The sequence below is a fragment of the Kribbella sp. NPDC051586 genome, assembly GCF_044453965.1.
GTDB lineage: Bacteria > Actinomycetota > Actinomycetes > Propionibacteriales > Kribbellaceae > Kribbella.
Genome location: NZ_JBITDF010000003.1, coordinates 706,921 through 728,404 on the forward strand (window position 1 = coordinate 706,921; position 21,484 = coordinate 728,404).

At 70.0% G+C, this 21,484-nt stretch carries 19 protein-coding genes; 13 read left to right on the forward strand and 6 right to left on the reverse strand.

The annotated features are described in order from the left end of the window. Positions 1 to 85: 85 nt before the first annotated feature. On the forward strand, positions 86 to 466 hold the full coding sequence (locus ACIA58_RS22160; protein WP_396405631.1) for a hypothetical protein: 381 nt from the start codon (positions 86 to 88) through the stop codon (positions 464 to 466). After that, the gene (locus ACIA58_RS22165; protein ID WP_396405632.1) at positions 459 to 2,018 is read left to right on the forward strand and encodes a multicopper oxidase family protein; all 1,560 of its coding nucleotides are present in this window, start codon (positions 459 to 461) and stop codon (positions 2,016 to 2,018) included. Before ACIA58_RS22160 ends, ACIA58_RS22165 begins: the two co-directional genes overlap by 8 nt. A 4-nt stretch (positions 2,019 to 2,022) precedes the next feature. Here ACIA58_RS22165 and ACIA58_RS22170 read toward each other — a convergent pair whose 3' ends face one another. Genes ACIA58_RS22170 through ACIA58_RS22180 form a run of 3 tightly spaced genes read right to left on the reverse strand, consistent with a single transcriptional unit; the run spans position 2,023 to position 5,274 of the window. Continuing rightward, a complete protein-coding gene (locus ACIA58_RS22170; RefSeq protein ID WP_396405633.1) occupies positions 2,023 to 3,597 on the reverse strand; it encodes a DUF4139 domain-containing protein in 1,575 nt (524 codons plus the stop codon). 27 nt (positions 3,598 to 3,624) lie between these two features. Next, a complete protein-coding gene (locus tag ACIA58_RS22175; RefSeq protein WP_396405634.1) occupies positions 3,625 to 4,464 on the reverse strand; it encodes a helix-turn-helix domain-containing protein in 840 nt (279 codons plus the stop codon). 9 nt (positions 4,465 to 4,473) lie between these two features. After that, the gene (locus ACIA58_RS22180) at positions 4,474 to 5,274 is read right to left on the reverse strand and encodes an alpha/beta fold hydrolase (protein ID WP_396405635.1); all 801 of its coding nucleotides are present in this window, start codon (positions 5,272 to 5,274) and stop codon (positions 4,474 to 4,476) included. A gap of 80 nt (positions 5,275 to 5,354) precedes the next feature. Between ACIA58_RS22180 and ACIA58_RS22185 the strand changes: the two genes are divergently transcribed. The 10 genes from ACIA58_RS22185 (at position 5,355) to glsA (ending at position 16,996) form a co-directional block, all read left to right on the forward strand. Then, positions 5,355 to 5,849, forward strand: coding sequence for a hypothetical protein (locus ACIA58_RS22185; protein WP_396405636.1), 495 nt, complete (start codon positions 5,355 to 5,357; stop codon positions 5,847 to 5,849). A 67-nt stretch (positions 5,850 to 5,916) separates the two neighbouring features. Beyond that, positions 5,917 to 6,726, forward strand: a complete 810-nt coding sequence (locus ACIA58_RS22190; RefSeq protein ID WP_396405637.1) for a c-type cytochrome — start codon at positions 5,917 to 5,919, stop codon at positions 6,724 to 6,726. 155 nt (positions 6,727 to 6,881) lie between these two features. Next, positions 6,882 to 9,503 (forward strand): LuxR C-terminal-related transcriptional regulator, encoded by a 2,622-nt coding sequence (locus ACIA58_RS22195; protein ID WP_396405638.1) that lies wholly within the window; start codon positions 6,882 to 6,884, stop codon positions 9,501 to 9,503. A 23-nt stretch (positions 9,504 to 9,526) separates the two neighbouring features. Beyond that, complete coding sequence (locus ACIA58_RS22200) at positions 9,527 to 10,411, forward strand: RDD family protein (RefSeq protein ID WP_396405639.1); 885 nt, start codon at positions 9,527 to 9,529, stop codon at positions 10,409 to 10,411. 94 nt (positions 10,412 to 10,505) lie between these two features. Next, positions 10,506 to 10,988 (forward strand): DUF1269 domain-containing protein, encoded by a 483-nt coding sequence (locus ACIA58_RS22205; protein WP_396405640.1) that lies wholly within the window; start codon positions 10,506 to 10,508, stop codon positions 10,986 to 10,988. 21 nt (positions 10,989 to 11,009) lie between these two features. Further along, positions 11,010 to 12,542: a leucyl aminopeptidase family protein gene (locus tag ACIA58_RS22210; protein ID WP_396405641.1), complete on the forward strand. Its 1,533-nt coding sequence runs from the start codon at positions 11,010 to 11,012 to the stop codon at positions 12,540 to 12,542. Then, positions 12,539 to 14,101 (forward strand): AbgT family transporter, encoded by a 1,563-nt coding sequence (locus ACIA58_RS22215; protein ID WP_396405642.1) that lies wholly within the window; start codon positions 12,539 to 12,541, stop codon positions 14,099 to 14,101. The genes ACIA58_RS22210 and ACIA58_RS22215 overlap by 4 nt, the downstream gene beginning before the upstream one ends. After that, positions 14,080 to 14,208 carry an AbgT family transporter gene (locus ACIA58_RS22220; RefSeq protein ID WP_396405643.1) on the forward strand — a complete coding sequence of 43 codons (129 nt, stop codon included), beginning with the start codon at positions 14,080 to 14,082 and terminating at the stop codon, positions 14,206 to 14,208. The genes ACIA58_RS22215 and ACIA58_RS22220 overlap by 22 nt, the downstream gene beginning before the upstream one ends. A 9-nt stretch (positions 14,209 to 14,217) precedes the next feature. Beyond that, a complete protein-coding gene (locus ACIA58_RS22225) occupies positions 14,218 to 16,008 on the forward strand; it encodes an SLC13 family permease (RefSeq protein ID WP_396405644.1) in 1,791 nt (596 codons plus the stop codon). A gap of 1 nt (position 16,009) precedes the next feature. Next, positions 16,010 to 16,996 (forward strand): glutaminase A, encoded by a 987-nt coding sequence (gene glsA / locus ACIA58_RS22230; protein ID WP_396405645.1) that lies wholly within the window; start codon positions 16,010 to 16,012, stop codon positions 16,994 to 16,996. On the opposite strand, the gene ACIA58_RS22235 is transcribed toward glsA, so the two are convergent. Genes ACIA58_RS22235 through ACIA58_RS22245 form a run of 3 tightly spaced genes read right to left on the reverse strand, consistent with a single transcriptional unit; the run spans position 16,993 to position 21,133 of the window. Then, positions 16,993 to 18,108, reverse strand: a complete 1,116-nt coding sequence (locus tag ACIA58_RS22235; RefSeq protein WP_396405646.1) for a S1C family serine protease — start codon at positions 18,106 to 18,108, stop codon at positions 16,993 to 16,995. The genes glsA and ACIA58_RS22235 overlap by 4 nt on opposite strands. Then, positions 18,108 to 20,054, reverse strand: a complete 1,947-nt coding sequence (locus tag ACIA58_RS22240) for a hypothetical protein (protein WP_396405647.1) — start codon at positions 20,052 to 20,054, stop codon at positions 18,108 to 18,110. The genes ACIA58_RS22235 and ACIA58_RS22240 overlap by 1 nt, the downstream gene beginning before the upstream one ends. Positions 20,055 to 20,098: 44 nt before the next feature. Beyond that, positions 20,099 to 21,133, reverse strand: coding sequence for a lysylphosphatidylglycerol synthase domain-containing protein (locus tag ACIA58_RS22245; RefSeq protein ID WP_396405648.1), 1,035 nt, complete (start codon positions 21,131 to 21,133; stop codon positions 20,099 to 20,101). A gap of 178 nt (positions 21,134 to 21,311) precedes the next feature. On the opposite strand from ACIA58_RS22245, the gene ACIA58_RS22250 reads away from it, so the two are divergent. Continuing rightward, positions 21,312 to 21,461 (forward strand): hypothetical protein, encoded by a 150-nt coding sequence (locus ACIA58_RS22250; protein WP_396405649.1) that lies wholly within the window; start codon positions 21,312 to 21,314, stop codon positions 21,459 to 21,461. The last annotated feature ends 23 nt before the right edge of the window (positions 21,462 to 21,484 follow it).

Below are 21,484 nucleotides of genomic sequence, written 5' to 3' on the forward strand. Positions count from 1 at the left end.
ATAGCGATATTGGTCTTGGACTCTCATAACTCTCGAATCATAGTGTCGCAGCTGATCGAGAACGTGGGTGAGAGGAGGTGTCCGAATGGTCAGCGGATGGGTGCTGCGGGGCGTCGTCAGCGCGCACCTGGTGGCGATCTTCGGCCAGCCGGTATTCGCCGGTGTCTATCTGAGTGGCGACTTCGACGGGCTGCGACTGCACGCGGCCGGCGCGGATGTCGCGACGTCGATCGGCTATCTGCAGGTGATCGCGGCGGTGGTGGTCTGGGTGCGGCTGCGTCAGGTGTGGCCGTTCGTCGCGTCGCTCGCGGTGGTCGCGGGCGAGACGGTGCAGTACTTCGCCGGCATGGACGGCGCGCTGTGGCTGCACATCCCGCTGGGGGTGTTGACGGTGGCCGCGGTCGTCGTGCTGTTCATCGCCATCTGGAGGCAGCCGCTGGTACGTCGGGAGGTCGAGCATGCGTGAACTGAGCCGGCGCCAGGTGCTGGGCATCGGGGGAGCGCTGGGAGTGGTGGCAGCTGGTGGCCTGTCGACCGCGGCCGCATTGTCGCGCCGCCCGGCGCTGACGGGCGCCGAACTGCGCAGCGCCGTACCGTTGCCGGCGGCATTCAGCGTGCCGTTGCCCATCCCGTCCGTGCTGGCGCCGGTCAGCACCGCGGACGGCTTCGATCGGTACGAGCTCGTCCAGCGGGAGGTGAGCGCGGAGATCCTGCCGGGCGTCCGGACCGGTTTGTGGACGTACGGCGGGACGTTCCCGGGGCCGACGATCGAGTCGTGGCGGGGCCGGTCGATCACAGTTGCCCACCGCAACGAGTTGCCGGTGCCGACCGTCGTGCACCTGCACGGGGGACGGACCCCGGCGGCGTTCGACGGGTACCCGACCGATCTCGTCGTGCCGGCTGGATGGCAGCACGATCACCACATGCACGATCCGCGGGCGATGACGACCGAGGTGACGCGGGAGTACACGTTCCCGCTCGACCAGCGGCCGACGTTGCTGTGGTACCACGATCACCGGATGGACTTCACCGCGCCGGCGATCTGGCGCGGTCTCGCCGGGATGCACGTGGTGCGGGACGACGCGGAGGAGTCGCTCGGCCTTCCGGCGGGTCCGCGCGAAGTGCCGCTGATGATCACGGACCGCGCGTTCGCCGCCGACGGATCACTCGCGTACCCGGCGCTCGACCCGACGTTGCGCGAGCAGCCGGGCGTGCGCGAGCCGTACGTCGCGGGCGTCCTCGGCGACGTGATCCTGGTGAACGGCGCACCGTGGCCGGTTCATGAGGTCGACGCGGCGCGGTACCGGCTGCGCATCCTCAACGCGTCGAACGCCAGGCACTACGACCTCGAAGCGGTGCTCGACGACGGCCGCCGTCTCGACCTCGTCCAGATCGGCGCCGATCAGGGCCCGCTCCACACACCGGTCGTTCATCGGAACCTGCCGATCGCACCGGCCGAGCGGTACGACGTGATCGTCGACTTCGCGCGCCTCCCGGTGGGGAGTCGGGTCAGGATCGTGAACCGGCTGGGTTCCGGTCGCACGCGGGACGTGCTGGCGTTCAACGTCGTACGGAAGGCCGCCGACACGAGCCGGATCCCCGCCGTACTGTCGTCGGACCTGCCGCGATGGGATCGGTCCGAGGCGGTCCGGGTGCGGGACTTCTCGTTCCGTGCCGGGCGGATGGGCGACGGGCACGGCTGGTTGATCGGAGGCAAGCCGTTCGACCCGGGCCGCACGGATGTGACCACTCGGCTCGGGGACGTGGAGATCTGGCGGCTGGTCGCCGACGTTCACCATCCCGTCCATCTGCACCTGGTCGGCTTCCGGGTGCTGTCGCGCGGCGGCGGCCCGCCGTTGCCGCAGGACGGGGGCCTCAAGGACACCGTGTCGCTGCGGCCCGGCGAGTCGGCCGAGCTCATCACCCGCTTCGAGGGCTATCGCGGGCGGTACCTGTTCCACTGCCACATCGCCGAGCACGAGGACATGGGCATGATGGCGAACCTCGAAATCACCTGAGCGCCTACTCGCGCCAGCCGGTGAGGTCGACGGACTTGGCGGTGTCGACGCGGAACGCGAGCGTGATGCTCGCCTCCTTACCGGCGGCCAGGTCGAGCTTCCAGGTGATGACGCCGAGGTCGGTGGTCTCGGCCGGCTCCGGCTCGGCGCTGAGCGGCTTCACGGTGATCTCGTGGTCGCGGGCCACCGGGAGCTGGTCGAGGACGGTGATCCGCGCGTTGCGCGGGGTGTGGTTCTCGATCTTGGTCTCGTACTCGACCTGGCGCCGGCGGGTCGATCCGAGCGTCGCCTTGCTGGCTTCCCGGCGTACCAGTTTGCGCTCGACGCGGATGCGGTCGTCCAGGCCGAGGGCGAGCTCGACGTCCTCACCGGGCGCCCAGAGCGGCAGCGCGGCCGAGCCGACGAACTCCGCCTCGTGGAAGACGGCGGCCTTGCCCGCGGGCAGCGTGTGCTCGGACGAGTTCACCACGGTCGCTCGCAGGTGTACGTCGGTGGAGCGGACCGGCGCGGTGATGTAGTCCAGCTCGGTCGCGAGGTCGATCGAGGCGATCGTCGCGCGGTGCGTGGCTCCGTCCCCGGGTACGGCGACGGGCCGCGGCGGCGTGTAGCTCGCGGCGGTCATGCCCTGCTCGACGGTCGCCTCGACGACGTCGAACGCCGGCGCCGCGGCGAACGCGGCCTTCTCGCGGCGCTCCATGCGCGAGTCGGCCGCTTGCAGGCCGAGCGAGACACCACCCCCGGGCGCCTGCGGCATCGGCATCGGCGGGTGGAAGCGGTCGAGGTACCACGGGTCGAGCTCGGGGACCTTCGCGGTGACGGTGGGCCGGGCCGTCGACAGCGTGAGGTCGCACTCCGGCCAGTCCTCGTCGGTGTGCTGGGTGATCAGGCCGTACCAGTTCAGCGTGAGCCGATCGCCGGTCAGCCGGACGTCGTACGAGCTGGTCCAGGTCGCGGCCGGTACGACGTACGAGAGCTCGATCTCCACCTCGGCCTCGATCTCCAGCGCCAGCGCGATCGCGGCGCTACGCCGGTCGGGAGTGCGCTGCTGGGTGATCGCGGCGAGCCGACGGTCCGCGGCCGCGAGGCGCTTCTCGGCTTCGCGTCGTTGGGCGGCGAGCTCGCGCCGCTTCGCCCGTACGGCGGAGAGGCGGTCGGTGAGCGACTCGGTGAACCCGCCCAACTCGGCACCCGTCTCGCCGGAGGCCAGCGTGCGCGCGAAGCTGTTGCCGGCGCGGCGGGCCAGCTGCGCGAGGAACGTGTCGAGCTGCGCCTGCACGTCATCGGCGTCGGCGAGCTGCGCGACCTCGTCCTGCGCATCGAGCCGCGCCTGCTCCAGGGCAGCAACGGTCTCGTCCGGTGCGTGGGGGTGATGCTGCGTCGCCACGTCCACGCCGAGCACGGTCGCGGGTCCACGTCCGGCGACCCGCACGGAGTCCTCCTCAAGGGACAACGGCAGCGGTTCGACGTACACCGTTCGGTCCCCGGCGGGAACCGTGATCTGCCCGCGCCGCGTCACCCGCGCGCGGCCCGGATAGACAGTGACAGCAACGATCGGCGCATCCACCACGAGTTGGTCCATGCCCCCGACAGTAGCCGCCGGGCAGGACTACCTCCGTGGCGTGACAGGCCAGGCGATGTCGTCGATCGCGAGCCACGGAGCAGCGGCGACGGCGGCCGGCGTCGCACCGGCGAACGCGGTGACTTCGCGATGCAGGTGGGACTGGTCGACGTACCCGCTCTCGGCGGCGACGGCAGCGACCGCTCGGCCCGCTGCGAGGAGATGGGCGGCGTGGTCGAAGCGCACGAGTTGCGCGGCTCGTTTGGGGCTGATGCCGAGCTGGGACCGGAAGCGCGCCCACAGGCGTTTGCGGCTCCAACCGACCTCGCCCGCGATGCCGTCCGCGCCGTCGATGCGCAGTCGTCCGCGACTGGCCAGCATCCGTTGCCAGCTGTGCGCGACCTCCGCATCGACCGACCGGTCAAGCCGTTGACCGATGACCTCGACCACGACGGCGAACCGCTCGTCCCACGACGGCGCAGCACGCAACCTGTCCTCGAAGCGGCCGGCGCCACGACCCCACACGTCCGCGAACGAGGCCACCGTCCCGGTGAGCTCCGCCGCCGGCCCGAACGCCCGGGCGGCGACGACCGGTGAGAGCCGGACCTGTAGGCACTCGCCGAGCGTCCCGGCCGCGTGCACCTCGCCGGGGGCCAGCCCGATGAACGCGCTGCCCCTCTCGCTCCGTCCGGGCGCGCCGTGGATGATGCCCTCGTCGTCGCTGAGGTCGACGATCAACGTGACCGACGGGTGCGCGACCATCGCGATGTCCACGAACGCCGGCGCCCGGTGCCGGAAGCCGGCCATGCTCACGCCAGGCAGCGCCGTCGAGCGGGGTACGGCGATGTCCACCTGGGCCCAATCAGGCGGCGCCACGGTCAAGCGCATGTCTCGATGCTAGGCCGCGAACTCCAGCAGGAGCCGTGCCGTGGCGGCCGGCGCTTCCAGGGGTGCGATGTGACCGATCCCCGGCAGGATCTCGATCCGCGCGCCCGGTACGACGGCGTAGTCCTGGGCCGACGCCGGATCCCAGCGCGGGTCGGCGGCGCCGAAGATGACCAGGAGTCGTACGTCGAGCTTGGCGAGCCGCTCCGGGACGCTCCGCTCGGTGATGTATTCGCCGTTGCAGCGCAGCACTTCGACGAAGTCGCGGTACGGCAGGTCCCGCAGGTCGGCGATGAGGTCGTCGGGGAGATCCACCTTCGTGGCGCAGGTCGCGTTGATCCCCTTGCGGATCAGGTTGTCCGAGCGCAGCGCCCAGGTGAGGCGACCGAGGGGCGGGCCGGACAGGGCCCGAATGAGCGCCGGTTGCGGAAGGAGCGCTTCCATCCTGGGACCGGCGCTGATCAGGGTCATGGCCTGCACCAGTTCGGGGCGCTGCTCCGCGAGCGACGTGGCGACGTACCCACCACTCGAGTGCCCGACCACGATCATCGGCCCGACCTCGAGGGCATCGATCATCGCCGCTACCCGGGCGGCCTGCGCCGGGATGTCGTACGACGTCACCGGAGCCGACTGCCCCAGTCCGGGCAGGTCGATCGTGACGACGTGATGCGTGCGGGCCAGCGCCGGCACCATCGGCGCCCAGCACGCACCGGACGCCCCGGAGCCGTGGATGAGCAGCACCGGAGACGCTTGCCGCGAGCCACTGTGGACCACGTACACCCCGTGCGACCGCTTGACGTCGTTCTCGCTCATGTCGTTCACGATGCGCGCCCGGCAGGGTGTCGGTCTTGTACAAATGTCCGTACTCTCGAAAGGCGGCTAAGGAGAGTCTGATGAACCAAGGCTTGCTGAACTCGTTGACAGATGCCGAGCGCCTGCTGGTCGCGGAGACCGAGCGGGACGCGCTGAAAGGCCTGGACGAAGACGAACTGCTGGACCTGCATCAGCGGATCCGGCGCGCTCGCACGAAGTACGTGAAGAACTACCGGCGCGCGGCGAGCGCCGCGGTTGCCGGCGTCGGGGGCCGCGGGATGTCCTATCCCAGGAACCAGCGCGACCGCGACAAGGCCGAGCTGTTCGAGTCGGTGCTGGCGAAGGTGAGCCGTGAGGTCGCTGTCGTCGCCAACCGTGCGTCGATGCAGTTGCGCGCGGAGCGGCTGGCGGCGGCCCGCGCCGCGAAGGGGGCCGCGCCGGCGACGCCCACCTCCGAGCCGAAGTCCGCAACGGTGACCAGGCCGCGGGCGACGAAGACAACCGGCGGACTGAAGAAGGACGCGTCGACCCGCGCGATGGGAGCGCGCCGGCAGGCGAAGCGTGACTCGCGCTGAGCAGCAGAGGGGAACTTCACCCGAATCGGGGGATCACAACCGGTCCGGGGCACGGTCTGCTGATCCGGTGCGTCGACGGAGGTTCGCGAAGACACTGGTGATCGGCGCCGCGCTGGTCACGGTCGGCCTCGGGTACGCCGTACTGGTGCCGAACGGCGCGGCGGGTGCGGACGGGCCCCAGTCCGATCAGATCGACGCGGGCCGGCGGCTGTTCGCGGTCGGCTGCTCGAGCTGTCACGGCATGCACGCCGAGGGCGGTACCAACGGCCAGGGCCGGATCGCCGGACCCTCGCTCATCGGCGTCGGCGCGGCCGCGGTCGACTTCCAGGTCAGCACCGGACGGATGCCCGCCGCCCAGACCAATGCGCAGGTACCGCAGAAGACGCCGGTCTACACCGAGCAGGAGATCGCGGAGCTGGCGGCGTACGTCGCCTCGCTCGCTCCGGGGCCCGCGATCCCGGCGACGGACGAGTACGACGTGAGCAAGGCGACCCAGTCGGAGATCGTCCGCGGCGGCGAGCTGTTCCGGACCAACTGCACGGCGTGCCACAACTTCGCCGGCCGCGGCGGAGCGCTTCCGAACGGTCGCTACGCGCCGTCGCTGATGGCGACGACGCCGCGGAACATGTACCAGGCGATGCTCACCGGCCCGCAGCAGATGCCGGTGTTCTCCGACAGCGTCCTGCTCCCCGAGGACAAGCGCGCGATCATCGCCTACATCGTCGCCCTGCAGCACGCCGACGACCCGGGCGGATTCGGTCTCGGGCGGCTCGGCCCGGTCTCCGAGGGCCTGTGGGGATGGCTGGTCGGCATCGGCCTGCTCGTCGTGGTCGCCGTCTGGATCGGGGCCAAGGTGCCCCGGATCCGCCGGCGCTAGTGACGCGTGCGCGACGCTCGAACGGGCTCGAACAGGCTCGAACTCTGCCGCAATCGGCGCGAACCGGTTAGTCTCGATTTTCGAAGCTGATAAGGAGTGGGGAAGCGACCTAGCGACACCTAGAGAGCACGCCGCCCAGGGGAGGGGTGACGCGCGTGGGGCTCGATCGAGAGCGCGACGCGTTCCGGCAGTCGACGGACGGCAAGACTCCGCGGCCGCCACTCACGCTGGTCACGCGTGAGCGACTCCATTCCGCGCTCGATCTGGGCGTCCGCTCGCCGCTGACCATGGTGATCGCACCGGCCGGCACCGGCAAGACGGTGCTGCTGTCGGACTGGGTGACGCGCCGGCGGCGCTCGGGGCAGCCAGTGGTCTGGGTGCCCGGGCAGACTCCCGGCCCGCTGCAGGGGTTCCTCGAGCGGGTGGACGGCTCCGAGGATTCGCCGATGCTGGACCCGATCGTCGTCGACGACGCGCACCTGTTGCCCGCCACAACCGTCAGCGCGCTGGCACGTGTTCTGCAGCAGTCCCCGCACGCGGTCCGGCTGTTGCTCGCCACCCGGTACGACCTGCCGGTTCCGGTGTCGGAGCTCGAGGTCAGGGGGATGGCGCTGACGCTGCGGTCGCGGGACCTGCGCTTCAACGACGCCGAGGCGACCGAGCTCGTGCAGGCGCACGCCGGGAACGCGACCGCCGACGACATCTCGCTGGTCCAGGAGAAGACGGCCGGCTGGGCCGCCGCGCTCGTACTCGCGGCCCGAACGCTGCAGGCTTCGGGCGACGTCGTGTGGCCGCTGGCCAACCAGCGGCCGGTGCTCGACCTGCTGCTCGGCGAGACGCTGAACACCCTCGACGAGCGGGTGCTGGCGATGCTCCTGAGCACCTTCGGTACTTCGGCGCTGACCGGACAACTGGCCGCCGTACTGAGTGGGGACGCCGAGGCCGCGTCGATGCTCGAGGATCTGGCCGGCAGCGGACTGCTGGTGACGGCGTACGCCGACGACACACTGAATGGCAGCGTGAGCAACCCGCTCTACCGCTACCACCCGCTGCTGGTGGAGCTGCTTCGTCGGCGGATCGCGACCAGCGCCGAGGACCGGCAGTTGGCCGTCACCGCCCAGCACCGCTCCGCCCTGTACTACGAGAGCCGCGGGGACAGCGAGACCGCCTTGCGCAGCGCGTTGGACGCCGACGACGCCGAGCTGGTCGATCGGATCCTCCTCGGCCATGGACCGGCGCTGCTCGCGGCGGGTGAGGCGCAGCTGATCGAGGCAGCCTTCGACGCACTCCCAGGTGGGTACGTCGAGCAGCATCCACACCTGTTCGGCGTCCGCGGACTGCTGCGGCGTGTGACTGGCGACGTGGCCGGTGCCGTTCAGGATGCCGCCTCGGCCGATGAGACAGTGATGGAGGCAGGACCTGAGGTTGACGCGCTCGCCGCGGACGCCGTCCTCTTGCGGTTGTGGGAGTCGCGCTACGGGTGGCATGACGTGCACGCGGCGATCGAACAGGCCAGGTCGCTGCTGACCCGCGCGGTGCTGGGTCCTGGGAGGCTTGCCTGGTTGCTGATCGAACTCGCGGCCGCGGAGACGTGGGCCGATGAGCTCGACGCGGCTCTCAGCCATCTGGACGAGGCCCTTGTGACCGCCCGGATGGCGGGTCATAGCCAGCTCACCGCCGGCGGCCTCGCGCATCGGGCCGTCGTGCAGCACGTCCGCGGCCAGGACCAGAACGCGGCCCGATCGGCCCAGGCCGCCTTGGACGCCGGCGGAGGAGCCGCACTGGCACCGGAGTACGCCGTGCGCGCCCAGGTGGTGCTGGGATTCGCGGCCGTGAGCGAACTGGAGCTGGACGCGGCGTATCAGTACCTTCAACAGGTGACGGCCGCCGAGGTGGCCGGCTCCGACACGGTGGTCGCGGGACTGCGGGCGATGTTGCGAACGGTCCTCCTGGTCGAGCGAGGTCGTCTGGGGGAGGCGTTGACCGAGCTGACCAGCGACCCGGTGGCGGCCGGCCCGCTGCCGTCGTACCTCTCGCGGGATCTGGCGTTGCTGCGGTCCTGGCTGGCGACGTTGCTCGGCGACAAGCCCACGGTCGACACGCAGCTGGCGGTGCTCGAACGCACCGGCAACGCGATCGAGGCCGACCTGATCCGGGCCATGACGTCGATGGTCCAGGAGGATGTCCACACCGCGCTGAAGCTGATCGATGCCAGTCTCGACCGCCCGGACATCTACCCGCCGCTGGCCTCGGCCGCTGCCTCGTTCCGGACCGTCCTGCTGGACCGGGCCGGCGACGAGCCGGCCGCCGAAGCCGCGCTGGTCGACACCCTGAACCGCGTCACGCCGCAACGCATGCTGCAGGTGCTGACCTCGGCCGGCGGCGAACCCGCCTTCCTCGACCGGTTGCGCCGGCATGTGACCGGACCGAACCCGCACCCGTTCGCGGCGGCCGCGCTGGAGAAGCTGTCCGACTACCAGGCCGGCTGGAGCCACGCCGGTGGGATGACCCCGCTGGCGCGGTCGCGCCCGGACGTGCACACGCCGCCGCCGCGCCGGCTCGACGCGGTGGTGAACGGCGCCCGGATCCGCCTGACCGCCCGCGAGGCCGAGGTGCTCGACCAGCTTGCGCTCGGGAGCTCGTACGCCGAGGTTGCCCAGGCGCTGTTCATCACCGAGAACACGGTCAAGACACACCTGATCTCGCTGTACCGCAAGCTCGGCGTGGACAAGCGATCCGCTGCCCTGCGGACCGCCCGTACCGTCGGTCTCCTGTAGCCGTGGGTCACCTGGAGCGGGTGATGGGACGGTTCGCCGGAAAGGTCGTCGAAACCGTCCAACCGGACGTGGTGCTGTCCCATGTCGACCTGGACGCCCTGCTCGACCGCGTCGACCTCGATCGGCTGCTGGCCCGGATCGACCTGAACCAGCTGATGGACCGGATCGACGTGGACCGGCTGATCGACCGCATCGATGTCGATCGATTGCTCGAGCGTGTGGACGTCGAGAGCCTCGTACGGCGATCCGGTCTGCCCGAGGTGGTCGTCGAGAGCCAGGCCCGGCTGGCGGGATCGGTCGTCGACCTGGGCCGCAGACAGCTCGCCGGACTCGACGCCGTCCTCAACCGCGGCGTCACCCGCCTGCTGCGTAGAGAGCCCGCGCGGCGATCCCGAACAGTCACCGGTGAGTACGCCGGTGTCGTGAGCCGAGCGACCGCCACCGCACTGGACGTGTTGATCATCGCGACGACCTTCACGATCGGCCTGGCCGGCGTCAACCTGCTCACCACGTCCTTCTGGGGCCTGTCGGTCCGTCGCGCGCTGCCGGCGTCGATCGCGCTCGGCGTACTCGCGTTCTGCTACGCGTTCGGCTTCCTCGCGGTCGCCGGGCGTATGCCCGGACAGGGCATCGTCGGACTCCGGGTCGTGCGCTCCGACGGCGGCACGATCCATCCGGGGCAGGCGTTGCGGTGGGTGGCCGGATTCGTGTTCAGCGTCGTACTGGCCGGGCTGGGGTTCGTCCTGATCGTGTTCCAGCGCGAGCACCGGGCGCTGCACGATCTGATCGCCGGTACCGCCGTCGTCTACGACTGGGGCGAGCGACCCGCGGAGCTGCCGGGTCCGCTGTCCGCGTTCCTCGCACGACACGAAGGCGGCCAGGACGGTGGTGACGGGGCTTCACCCTAATCGGAGGAGGTCGGTGGCGGTCCCGGTTGATGGGATGAGGCGTCCACCGCGGCCGGAGTGCTCACAGGGTCGCGCCTGCCATCGAGGAGTTCGCATGACCCATCTGGTGGTGCTCGGTCTGGACAGCCGCGAAGACGCCGAGCGTGTCATCCAGCTGACCGAAGATCTGGCCAAACAGCAGTTGTTGCAGCGTGAGGACGCGGCGTACGCCTACAAGGACGAGAAGGGCAAGGTCCGGATCCAGCAGACCGTGAACCTGACCGGTGCCGGCGCCGCGAGCGGCGCGCTGTGGGGCACGCTGATCGGGCTCATCTTCCTCAACCCGATCGCCGGCTTCGCCGTCGGCGCGGCCTCCGGCGCGGTGGCCGGCAAGCTCACCGACGTCGGCATCAACGACGACCTGATCAAGCACGTCGGCCAGGAACTGCAGGACGGCCACGCGGCGGTGTTCCTGCTGGCCCGGTCCGCGACTGTCGACCGCGTCGTCGACGCGCTCAAGCCGTTCAGTCCGACGGTCATCCAGACCAACCTGTCGAAGGAGCGCGAGGACGAGCTCGTCCAGGCCCTTCAGAGCTGACCGCTCCGCCGAGGAGGATTCGTGAACACGATCCCGCGCGACTTCGATCCGATTCCTTCGACCCGGTACCAGGTACGGGTCGCCGTCGTCTCGCTGAAGCAGGCCACGGACGAGGCCGATGCGCTCGCCGTACCGGTCGCCGCCGCGGCCGCAGGTGTCGAACCCCCGGAGGAGTTGGGGACCGACCTGGCCGGGCTCGGGTCGGCCGGCTTCACCGGCAGGCGCGGCCAGACGCTGGTCCTTCCGCGCGCGGACGGTCCCGTCCGGGTCGCGGTCGGGATCGGCGACCGGGGCGAGACCGACCCCACGCTGGTTCGTGACCTGGCGGCCGAGTTCGCGCGCGCCGTTCCGTGGCACCGCAAGCTCGCGATCGAGGTGGCGGCCGGGGACTCGGCGGACCTCGGGGTCTCCGTCGCCGACTTCGCGCAGGCCGTCACCGAAGGCGTCCTGCTCGCGCGCTGGCGGTACTTCGTCGGCCGCGACGCCGACCAGCCGACGCTGGAATCCCTGCTGATCGTTGCCTCCGACGAGGACACAGCGGCGGCCGAGACCGGTGTCGAGCGCGGCCGGATCGTCGCGGCGGCGTGCAGTCTGGGCCGCGATCTGGCGAACTGCCCGGCGACGACCCTGTCCGCAGTACGGATGGCCGAGGTCGCCGTCGAGGTCGGTACGGCGGCCGGCCTCGAGGTCGAGGTGTTCGACAAGGACCAGCTGATCGAGATGGGCTGCGGCGGACTCCTCGGCGTCAACCGGGGCAGCGTGGAGCCGCCCCGGATGATCCGCCTGCGCTACCAGCCCGCCGAGCCGAGCGGCCGGATCGCGCTGATCGGCAAGGGGATCATGTACGACTCGGGCGGGATCAGCCTGAAGCCGAGCGACGAGTCGCACGCGCAGATGAAGAACGACATGACCGGCGCGGCCGCCGTACTCGCATCGATGACGGCACTGCGCGACCTCGGCTGTACGGCGGCGGTGACCGGCTACCTGATGTGTACCGACAACATGCCGTCCGGATCGGCCATGAAGCTCGGCGACGTGCTGACGATGCGCAACGGCACCACGGTCGAGGTCCTCAACACCGACGCCGAAGGGCGTCTGGTGATGGCCGACGCGCTCGCGCTGGCGACCGAGGAACCCGTCGACGCGATCGTCGACATCGCGACGCTGACCGGCGCCTGCCTGCGGACGTTCGGTGTCGAGATCGCGGGCGTGATGGGCAACAGCCCGGCCGTGGTCGAGCAACTGCGCCAGGCCGGTGACGCGGTCGACGAGCCGGTCTGGGAGCTGCCGCTGCACCGGTCGTACCGGTCGCAGCTCGACTCGACGATCGCCGACCTGACCAACATGGGCGGGATCAACGCCGGCTCGATCACCGCCGGCCTCTTCCTCGAGGAGTTCGTCGACGGCAAACCGTGGGCCCACGTCGACATCGCGGGGACGGCGCAACTGCCGGCGCCGCGGACCTGGCGGAACAAAGGCGCGTCCGGCTTCGGCACCAAGCTGCTGATCGAGTTCGCGCTCAGGTTCGCCGCACCGAAGGACGGCGTGGCATGAACGCGAAGGCGGTCCCGGACGACAAGCCCGTCAAGAAGGGCGGCATGCAGCGCGTCCTGGACGGCATCGAGCGGGTCGGCAACAAGGTCCCGCACCCGGCGCTGATCTTCCTGGCGCTGATCGTCCTGGTGATAGCCCTGTCGGCGATCCTGTCCTGGGCCGGGACGAGCGTGACCACCGAGGTCGCCGAGCCGGCCACGGTCCAGGTCGCACCCGAGTACGAGGGCGGGACCAGTGTCGCCGGCAACGATGCACCACCGGCGCCGGCGATCCCGGACTACACAATCAAGCACGAGACCATCACCGCCGAGAGCCTGCTGACCGGCGACGGCATCCGGTTCATCTTCACCACGGCGGTGCAGAACTTCAACGACTTCGGCGTGGTCGCGGTGATCCTGGTCGCGATGATCGGGGTCGGCGTCGCCGAGGAAGCGGGGCTGATCGCCGCGCTCATCCGGAAGATGGTGAAAGTCGCGCCGAAGGGGGCGATCACGTTCATCATCGTGCTGCTCGGCGGTATCTCGAGCGTCGCGTCGGATGCGGGCTACCTGGTCCTGATACCCCTCGGCGCGGCCGCGTTCGCCTCGCTCGGGCGACATCCGCTGGCCGGCATCGCGGCGGCGTACGCCGGGGTCAGCGCGGCCTTCTTCGTGAACATCCTGATCACCCCGGCCGACGGCATCATCACCGAGGTCACCAACGAGACGATCAAGCTGGTCTCGCCGGACGTCCACCTGAACGTCACGCACAACTTCTACTTCAGCATCGCCGCGACCCTGTTCTGCGCCGCGGTGATGACCTTCATCACCGAACGCCTCCTCGAGCCGCGGCTGGGCAAGTACGACCCGTCCGAGGCGCCGTCCGACGCGCCGGTCGACCACCAGCCGACCGAGGAGGAGATGAAGCTGGAGTCCCGCGGCCTGCGGTGGTCGGTCTACTACCTGCTCGTCGCGGTCGTGATCGTGTCGGCGCTGACCTTCATCCCGAACGCCCCGCTGCGCAACCCGGACACCGGCGAGATCTTCGGGTCCTCGCCGTTCATGAGCAGCCTGCTGTTCATCATCTCGATACTGTTCCTGGCCGCCGGCCTGGGTTACGGGCAGGGCGCCAAGTCGCTGACCGGCAGCACGAACGTGATCAACGCGATCGTGAAGACGTTCAACGGTCTCGGCGGGCTGATCTTCCTGATGCTGCTGATCGCGCAGTTCATTGCCTACTTCAACTACTCGAACATGTCGAAGCTGGCCGCGACCGGCCTGGCAGACCTGCTCGAGCGCGCCGACATCGGGGCGCTGCCGTTGCTGATCGGCTTCATCCTGCTGGTCTTCGTCATCGACCTGATCATGCCGGGCGTGATCCCGAAGTGGGCGATCCTGGCGCCGATCTTCATCCCGCTGTTCTACCGGCTCGGCATCGCGCCGCAGACCGTGATCGCGGCGTACCGGGTCGGCGACGGTCCGGCCAACGTGATCACGCCGCTGATGGTGTACCGCCGTTCATCGTGCTCGTGTGCCAGCGGTACCGGAAGAAGGCCGGCATGGGCACCGTGGTGTCGATGATGCTGCCGTACACCGGCATCGTGCTGGTCACGTGGACGTTGTTCTACATCGTTTGGTACCTGATCGGGATTCCGTGGGGCCCGTCGGCTCCGGTTCACCTCGGCTAGGGCCCGGACATGGATGATGGCACACTCAGCCTGATCATCCTCGGGCTGGCCGTCGTACTGTTCGTGTGGAACCGGCTGCCCGTCGACGTTGTCGCGGTGCTCGTCGCCCTGGCCTTGTGGGCGACGGGCGTGCTGGGGTTCACCGACGTACTCGCGGGCTTCGGCGACCCGGTGGTGATCTTCATCGCCACGCTGTTCGTGGTGAGCGAGGGAGTCGACTCGACCGGCGTGACCGCCTGGGCCGGCCAGGCCATCGTCCGGTACGCCGGGACCACGCGGAGCCGGCTGTTGATCGCCGTGACCGCGTTGTGCGCGGTGTTGTCGGCCCTGATCACGCTGAACGGCGCCGTCGCGGCGCTGCTCCCGCTGGTGGTCATGCTCGCGATCCGGATCGGGGAACCGCCGTCGCGGATGCTGATGCCGCTCACGTTCGCGGGCAGCGCCGGCTCGCTGCTGATGCTGACCGGTACGCCGGTGAACATCATCGTCTCGGAGGCCGCGAACGATGCCGGCGCCGGCCCGTTCCCGTTCTTCGCCTTCGCGGTCGTCGGCGTGCCGCTGGTGATCGGCACGATCGCGATCGCGGTGCTGCTCGGTCCCAAACTGCTGCCCGCGACCCGGCCCGCGCATCCGGCCGCGGACCTCGCCGTCCATGCCCGGACGCTCGACGTTCACTATGCCTTGCGGGACGGCTTCTACCGCTTGCAGGTGCGTGAGTACTCGCCGTCCCTCGGACAGAGCGTGCGCGACATCGACCTCACGCCGTACCCCGGGGTGTCGATCGTCGGCGTGCAGGACGGGCACGGCCACAACCGGACGGACGCGGCCATCGACGTCGGCGACGTGCTGGTGGTGACCGGGCCCTCGGAGCAGGTGAGCGTTCTGACCGCCGACCTGAGGCTCGCGGTGAGCATGGCGCCGGTCGACGATCTGCTGACCCGCGATTCCGGTGTGGTCGAGGCGGTGATCCCGCCGCGGTCGGCGCTCGTCGGCGAGACGGTGTTCCCGGGGATGCATCGCGGTCATGACCTGGTGATCATCGCCGTACAGCGGATGGGCAAGGACCGCGGCAACCGGCACACCCAGTTGGCCGAGGGCGACGCGTTGCTCGTGCACGGCCCGTGGGAGACGCTCGACGAGCTCAACCGGGACCGGGACATCCTGCTGGTCGACTCGCCGGAGCTGGTCCGGCGGCAGGCGGTGCCGTGGGGACCGAAGGCCTCGATCGCCGTCGCGATCCTGGCGGCGATGGTCGTACTGCTCGCGACCGGCGCGGTGCCGCCCGCGATGGCCGGCCTGCTGGCGGCGACGGCGATGGTGCTGACGCGAGTGGTCGGGCCGAGTCAGGCGTACCGAGCGATCTCCTGGCAGATCGTCATCCTGATCGGCGCCCTGATCCCGCTGTCCGGCGCGATCCAGGCCAGTGGCGGCGCGGACCGGATCGCCGACCTGATCGTCGACGCGATCGGGCCGGGCCGGCCGTACTTGTTGCTGCTGGCCCTCTTCCTGGTCACCGCCGCCCTGGGACAGATGGTCAGCAACACCGCGACGGTGCTGATCGTGGCGCCGATCGCGGTGGCGGCGGCCGAGGGTACCGGCACGAACGTCAAGCCCGTGCTGATGCTGATCGCCGTCGCCGGCGCGGCCTCGTTGCTGACGCCGATCTCCACGCCCGCGAACATGATGATCATGAGCCCCGCGGGCTACCGGTTCGGGGACTACTGGAAGCTGGGGCTGGTCGTGATGGCGTGGTGGTTGCTGACGGCAATCATCATCGTCCCGCTCGTCTGGTCGTTCTGACGTGTCCGCGAGCAGGTACGTCTCGACCGGTGGCCTGCCCGACGGATCGACGGTCGCCGACCTGGTCAGGGTGACGTACGAACGGTTCCACGGCGTCGGCGGGGGAGCGGTGTCGGAGGTGTATCCGGCGTTGGCCCAGGTCGATCCGGACACGTTCGGCGTCTGCGTGGCCGCGACCGACGGCCGGATCTTCGAGGCGGGCGACACGCGCCGGCCGTTCACGATCATGAGCGTCGCGAAGCCGTTCGTCTTCGCCCTGATGTGCCAGGCGGTCGGTGTCGGGACCATCCGCGAGCTGGTCGGGGTCAACGCGACCGGTCTGCCCTTCAACTCCCTACAGGCCGTCGAGCAGTCGCCCGCCGGCCGGACGAACCCGATGGTGAATCCCGGCGCGATCGCGACGACCAGTCTGACTCCGGGCAGTTCGCTGGAGGACCGCTGGCAGTTCCTCATCGACGGGCTGTCGCGCTTCGCGGGCCGGCAGCTGGACCTGGACCAGGACGTGCTGACCTCGGCATTGGCCACGAACCACCGCAACCGTGCACTGGCGGCGCTGCTGAAGAGTGTCGGCGGCCTGGCCGGTGATCCGGCCGACGCGACTGAGCTCTACACCAGGCAGAGCTGCCTGAGCGTCGCGGCGACCGACCTTGCGGTGATGGGTGCGACGCTCGCCGACGGAGGGGTCTGCCCGGTCACCCAGGAGCGCGTGGTCGACGCGGACGTCGCCCGGGTAACGCTGGTGGTGATGGCGATCGCGGGTCTGTACGAGACGTCGGGCGACTGGCTGCTCGATGTCGGCGTACCGGGCAAGAGCGGGATCGGGGGCGGCATCGTGACGGTCTCGCCCGGCAAGGGTGCGCTGGGCACGTTCGGACCACGCCTGGACGGGGCCGGGAACAGCGTGCAGGGTCAGCTGGCCGCGGAGTTCCTGGCCCGGCAGCTCGGTCTCGATCTGCTTGCCTCGCAGCCCGTTCCGCCGGCGTCCTAGGGGGCGGCGAGCGTGAGTTTCGCAGTGGCCGAGGCGCCCGCTCGTACGTAGGTCAGCTCGATCGTGTCGCCGATCTTGCGCGTCAGGGTCGCGACCACGATCTGCTCGCTGCTGACGGCGGGTTGGCCGTCGACCTTGGTGATGATGTCGCCTGCTTTCAGGCCGGCCTCCGCACCCGGTCCGGCAGCCGCGAGGACGAAGAGGCCGCTCGGAGAGCCGGACGCCTGGGCGAGGGCCGGTGGGATCTCCTGGACCTGCAGTCCGGTGGTGGGGTGTCCTGGCTTGCCGGTCCGGATCAGCTCGTCGGCGATCGGATTCGCGAGATCGATCGGGATCGCGAAGCCGAGACCGACGCTTCCGCCGCCGCTCACGCCCGAGGCGTTCGGGACGGTGGCGATCGCGGCATTCACTCCGACGAGCTTGCCGGCGCAATCGACCAGCGCGCCACCGCTGTTTCCGGGGTTGATGGCGGCATCGGTCTGGATGGCGCCGATCAGGTGGTGCGTGACGGCTTCGCCGGGCACCGGTACGTACCGGTCGAGCGCGCTGACGATGCCCGACGTCACTGTGCTCGCGAGGCCGAGCGGAGCGCCGAGGGCGACGACGGGCTGGCCGACCTGGAGGTCGGCGGACGAGCCCAGAGCGATGACGGGATAGCCCTTCGCCTCGTCGGCGGCCTTCAGTACGGCGAGATCGGTGCTGGGATCCCGTCCGACGATGGTCGCGGCGGAGCTGTGACCGTCGCTGTACATGACGGATACGGCGCCGCCGGCCGCCGCAGGTGAGACGACGTGGTCGTTGGTGAGGATGTAGCCGCCGTCGCGGAACACCTGTCCCGATCCGGTGCCGGCCGCGGCTCCGCTACTCGCCGAGATCGTGACGACCGACGGCAGGACCTGGTTCGCGACCGGGATCGCCGCACACATCGCCGTACCGGATCCGCCGCCGCCCGATGACGCGTTCGCGGTGTCGCCGCTGCGGCGGATGCTCACGATGATCAGCGTGGCGACGAGGGCAGCGACGATCACACCCTCCGCGACAGCGATGATGAGGAGCCGAGCCGGCCCGCGGCTGGTCGCGGGCTGTTGCGGTCCGTCGTCAGCCTGGGACATCACGACCTCCCTTGCCGAGAATAGGTAAGGTCCGGCTCCGCGAGGTCACCTGATCCGGGCGACTCCTGGTGGGTCGCCGTGCGGTCGAAGTACAGGTAGACGACGGCGGCCGCGACGAGTGGCATGGCCACCGCGAACAGCAGGGACGACACCACGTTGATCAGCGCCGGCCGCAGGTCCGTTGCGAGCAGCAGGACGATCCCGGCGATCGGTCCGACCGACAGTCCGAGCCCGACGATGATCGCGAGCGGCCCGGCGGTCCGCCACCATCGCCGCTTCACCAGGAGCCGGCTGCGTTTCAGCGCCGTACTCGCGGAGACCTGCTCGGCCATCACCGCCGGTATGGCGAACGCGCGGCTGGCCGCGTAGTAGATGGCCACCGGGATCGTCGCGACGATGAGTGTCAGTACGGCGATGACCACGAAGTACCGCACCGCCACCGCGGCCAGCGGACGGGCGCGCGACCGAATGTCGTGCCAGGTGAAGGCAGCTGATACCGGGACGTCGCGGTCCAGCCGGTCGAGCGTCGACGTGACGGCGGCGAGGAGGGCGACGTACGTCGCGGCGGTCAGGATGGTGATCGCCAGCGCGAGCAGGGACGCCCAGAGGCCGGTCGCGTTCTCGGTCGGAGCGCCCAGATCGGTCGGCGAATCGCGCCGCGCGGCCTGCAGTTCGGCCAGTCCGAGGGTGGCCAGGCCCAGTACGACGAAGGTGGCGGCGAATGCTCCGAACAGGCCGGGACGTGCGCGGAGCAACCTGAGCGCGGACACCACCGTCTGGCCCCACGCGCGCCGCCTGCGGGCCGGCAACGGTGTGGCGTCACTCCAGCGGGTCCGGCTGGCGGCGAACCAGATCAGTGCGACGAGCGCCGCAAGGATCAGGCCGAGCAACCAGATCCGGTCGAGGGTCTCGCGGAGCAGGTTCGATCCGGTGCCGACCGCCGTACAGAAGACGCCTGTTCCGCTCGGTCCGAGCACCTGGCCCGCGGGCACCGTCGTGCTGTCGTCGCGCCACGTCGCCTCGGCATCCTGGATCGGGTACAGCCAGGACGTCTTCTCGTTGGGTCCGGTCGGTCCGTCGAAGAAGGATCGTTGCCGCTCGCCCCACCGGCCTTGGAACGCGAGCCAGGGGTACTGCTTCAGATAGTCGGCCTGCGCCATCGGAACGTAGGCGACGTCGGGCCGGAGCTCGGTCGCCGGCCTGGTCGTGTCGTCACAGCCGAGGCCCTCGGATCCGCGGCCGAGGTAGAGGCGCTGACCGTACTTGTTGGCGTGTGAACCAGCCGCCGGATAGACGACCGGATGGGTGCCGTCGACGATCTCGAGCTTGCTGTCACCCCATCGCGCCCGCTCGGCGCCACCGTGCTGGCTGTAGCCGATAGCCGTCGGCTTCGTGGTCAGGGCGGCCGCCGGCGTCGGCGCATCGAAGATGAGCGCGACGGACTCCCAGTCGCCTTCGTGCGTGTTGTTGTAGTCGTTGAAGATGTAGAAGAACCAGTACTCCAAGGAGAGCTTGCCGGGGTACGCCGGGTCCTGGACGACGTGGGCGTAGACGGTCGCCGGATGCGTGCTGTTGATGCGCGCGGACCACTCGGCGTAGTCGCAGCCGGGGCGCAACGGGTCGCCGGGGAAGTCGAGGAAGTGGCCCGGGTACCCGCGGCCGAGGTCCGTGGCCTCCGGCTGGGTCTTGACGAGATCGGGCGGCCGCCACGGACCGCGCAGGGCGACCTGCTGATCACCCAGTACGACGTTGACGTCGGTGGGCTGGAACTGCTCGCCGCGGTCGCAGTTCGTGCCGAGTTTCTGCAGTCTGACGACGGGGGAGTAGCGGTCGGCGAGTGCGTGCGCCGCGACGTCGTCCGGGGAGTCCGCCGCGGCGGCCGGCTGGGCGAGCCCAAGGAACAGGGCGCTGGTTAGGGCGAAGACCAGCGTCCTGGGCACCTTCATGCGTCCAGGGTGTCCGTCCACGGTTGCCGTCCGGGTCACCCGGTTCAGGTGAACCGCCGCCACACGGCGATCGTGATCAGCCCTACGACGACCGGCAGGAACTGGACGGCGACCCGCCAGACAACCAGTCCCGCCACGAGGTCGGTCGCCTCGACGGTGCTGTGGTTGGACACGAAGGCCGCGTAGGTCGCGTCGAATACTCCGGCGCCCATCAGCGGCAGCCCGGTCAGCGGGTAGAGGACCATGAAGCTGCAGAACATGACGAGCACCGTCTGTCCGTCCAGGTTCACCCCGACGAATCCCAGGCACAGTACGAGAACCCCGGCCTCGACGACGATCAGCAGCACCTGGCTCAGCATCGCGAGCCACCCGCGCTGCTGCATCCGTCCCGCGCTGTGCGACTGGAACGAGACGAGTCGCTCCTCCCAGACGGCCGGTCCCGGTCCGGAGGGGCGGACGCGCTGGATCAGTCGTCCGAGCAGGCGGCCGATCGTCGCCGCCGTACGCCCGGCCCGGAGCGCGTAGACCAGGCCACCGAGCAGTACGAAGGCTCCGGCGCCGAACAGCAGCCCCGACCAGGCGAACGGGGCGTAGAAGTCGCGCGCCGCCCAGAAGATCAGGAAGCCGAAGAGCGGGGCCGCCAGACGGGCGACGTAGAAGAGGGTCGTGCTGAGCGTCAGGCCCGATGCGGCGTCGGTGGTGTCGATTCCCCAGGAGCGCAACATGGCAAGGCGCAGTACGACGTCGCCCGGGGACGGCGCGATCGTGGCCACGGCGGCCGCGGCGACATCGCTGATCATCGCCTTCAGGTAGCTGAGACCGGCGATCAGCAGGGCGAGCGGAGCGGCCAGGATCGCTCGGCGGATCACGATCACGACCAGCAGTACGGCGATCTGCCACGCACTGAGATGGGTGAGGGCGTAGCCGACCTCGCCCCAGTCCACCCCGCGCAGCAGCCGCAGCAGCAGCCACGCCACCACCGCGATGAGGACGAGCCGGACGAGCAGCACCACCGGCCTCGGGATCTTGCGCCGAGCAACTGGTGGGGTCGGCACTGCCGGAGGAGAGGTCTCGGCCACGTCTCCCAGCCTGCTGACCGGACGCACGACCACCATCCCCCGATCCGGGGGAGCCGAGTTGCCTACGGGAGCAGCAGAGTCGAGAGCAGAGGGGCCGTGAAAGGGGCGTCCTATGGGTCACTACGTCATTCGGGTGAAGGGGACCTTGTCGCGCGACCTGACCGACGCATTCCCTTCGATGACAGCTGATACGGAGCCTGCGCAGACCGTCCTTCACGGGTACCTGGACGACCAGGCGGCGCTGGCCGGCATCGTGAACCACCTCGACATGCTGGGCATCAGCATCGTGGAGGTACTCCAGGTCCCGCCACCGTCGACCGAACCCTGAGAACGCGTGGCCCGGCTGTGGCG

Coding starts and splice junctions, on each gene's coding strand:
- ACIA58_RS22240 (WP_396405647.1), bottom strand. CDS start 20,054: ATGAAGGTGCCCAGGACGCTGGTCTTCGCCCTAACCAGCGCCCTGTTC.
- ACIA58_RS22220 (WP_396405643.1), top strand. CDS start 14,080: ATGGGCACCGTGGTGTCGATGATGCTGCCGTACACCGGCATCGTGCTG.
- ACIA58_RS22160 (WP_396405631.1), top strand. CDS start 86: ATGGTCAGCGGATGGGTGCTGCGGGGCGTCGTCAGCGCGCACCTGGTG.
- ACIA58_RS22180 (WP_396405635.1), bottom strand. CDS start 5,274: ATGAGCGAGAACGACGTCAAGCGGTCGCACGGGGTGTACGTGGTCCAC.
- ACIA58_RS22235 (WP_396405646.1), bottom strand. CDS start 18,108: ATGTCCCAGGCTGACGACGGACCGCAACAGCCCGCGACCAGCCGCGGG.
- ACIA58_RS22200 (WP_396405639.1), top strand. CDS start 9,527: ATGGGACGGTTCGCCGGAAAGGTCGTCGAAACCGTCCAACCGGACGTG.
- ACIA58_RS22225 (WP_396405644.1), top strand. CDS start 14,218: ATGGATGATGGCACACTCAGCCTGATCATCCTCGGGCTGGCCGTCGTA.
- ACIA58_RS22170 (WP_396405633.1), bottom strand. CDS start 3,597: ATGGACCAACTCGTGGTGGATGCGCCGATCGTTGCTGTCACTGTCTAT.
- ACIA58_RS22205 (WP_396405640.1), top strand. CDS start 10,506: ATGACCCATCTGGTGGTGCTCGGTCTGGACAGCCGCGAAGACGCCGAG.
- ACIA58_RS22165 (WP_396405632.1), top strand. CDS start 459: ATGCGTGAACTGAGCCGGCGCCAGGTGCTGGGCATCGGGGGAGCGCTG.
- ACIA58_RS22250 (WP_396405649.1), top strand. CDS start 21,312: ATGACAGCTGATACGGAGCCTGCGCAGACCGTCCTTCACGGGTACCTG.
- ACIA58_RS22175 (WP_396405634.1), bottom strand. CDS start 4,464: ATGCGCTTGACCGTGGCGCCGCCTGATTGGGCCCAGGTGGACATCGCC.
- ACIA58_RS22215 (WP_396405642.1), top strand. CDS start 12,539: ATGAACGCGAAGGCGGTCCCGGACGACAAGCCCGTCAAGAAGGGCGGC.
- ACIA58_RS22185 (WP_396405636.1), top strand. CDS start 5,355: ATGAACCAAGGCTTGCTGAACTCGTTGACAGATGCCGAGCGCCTGCTG.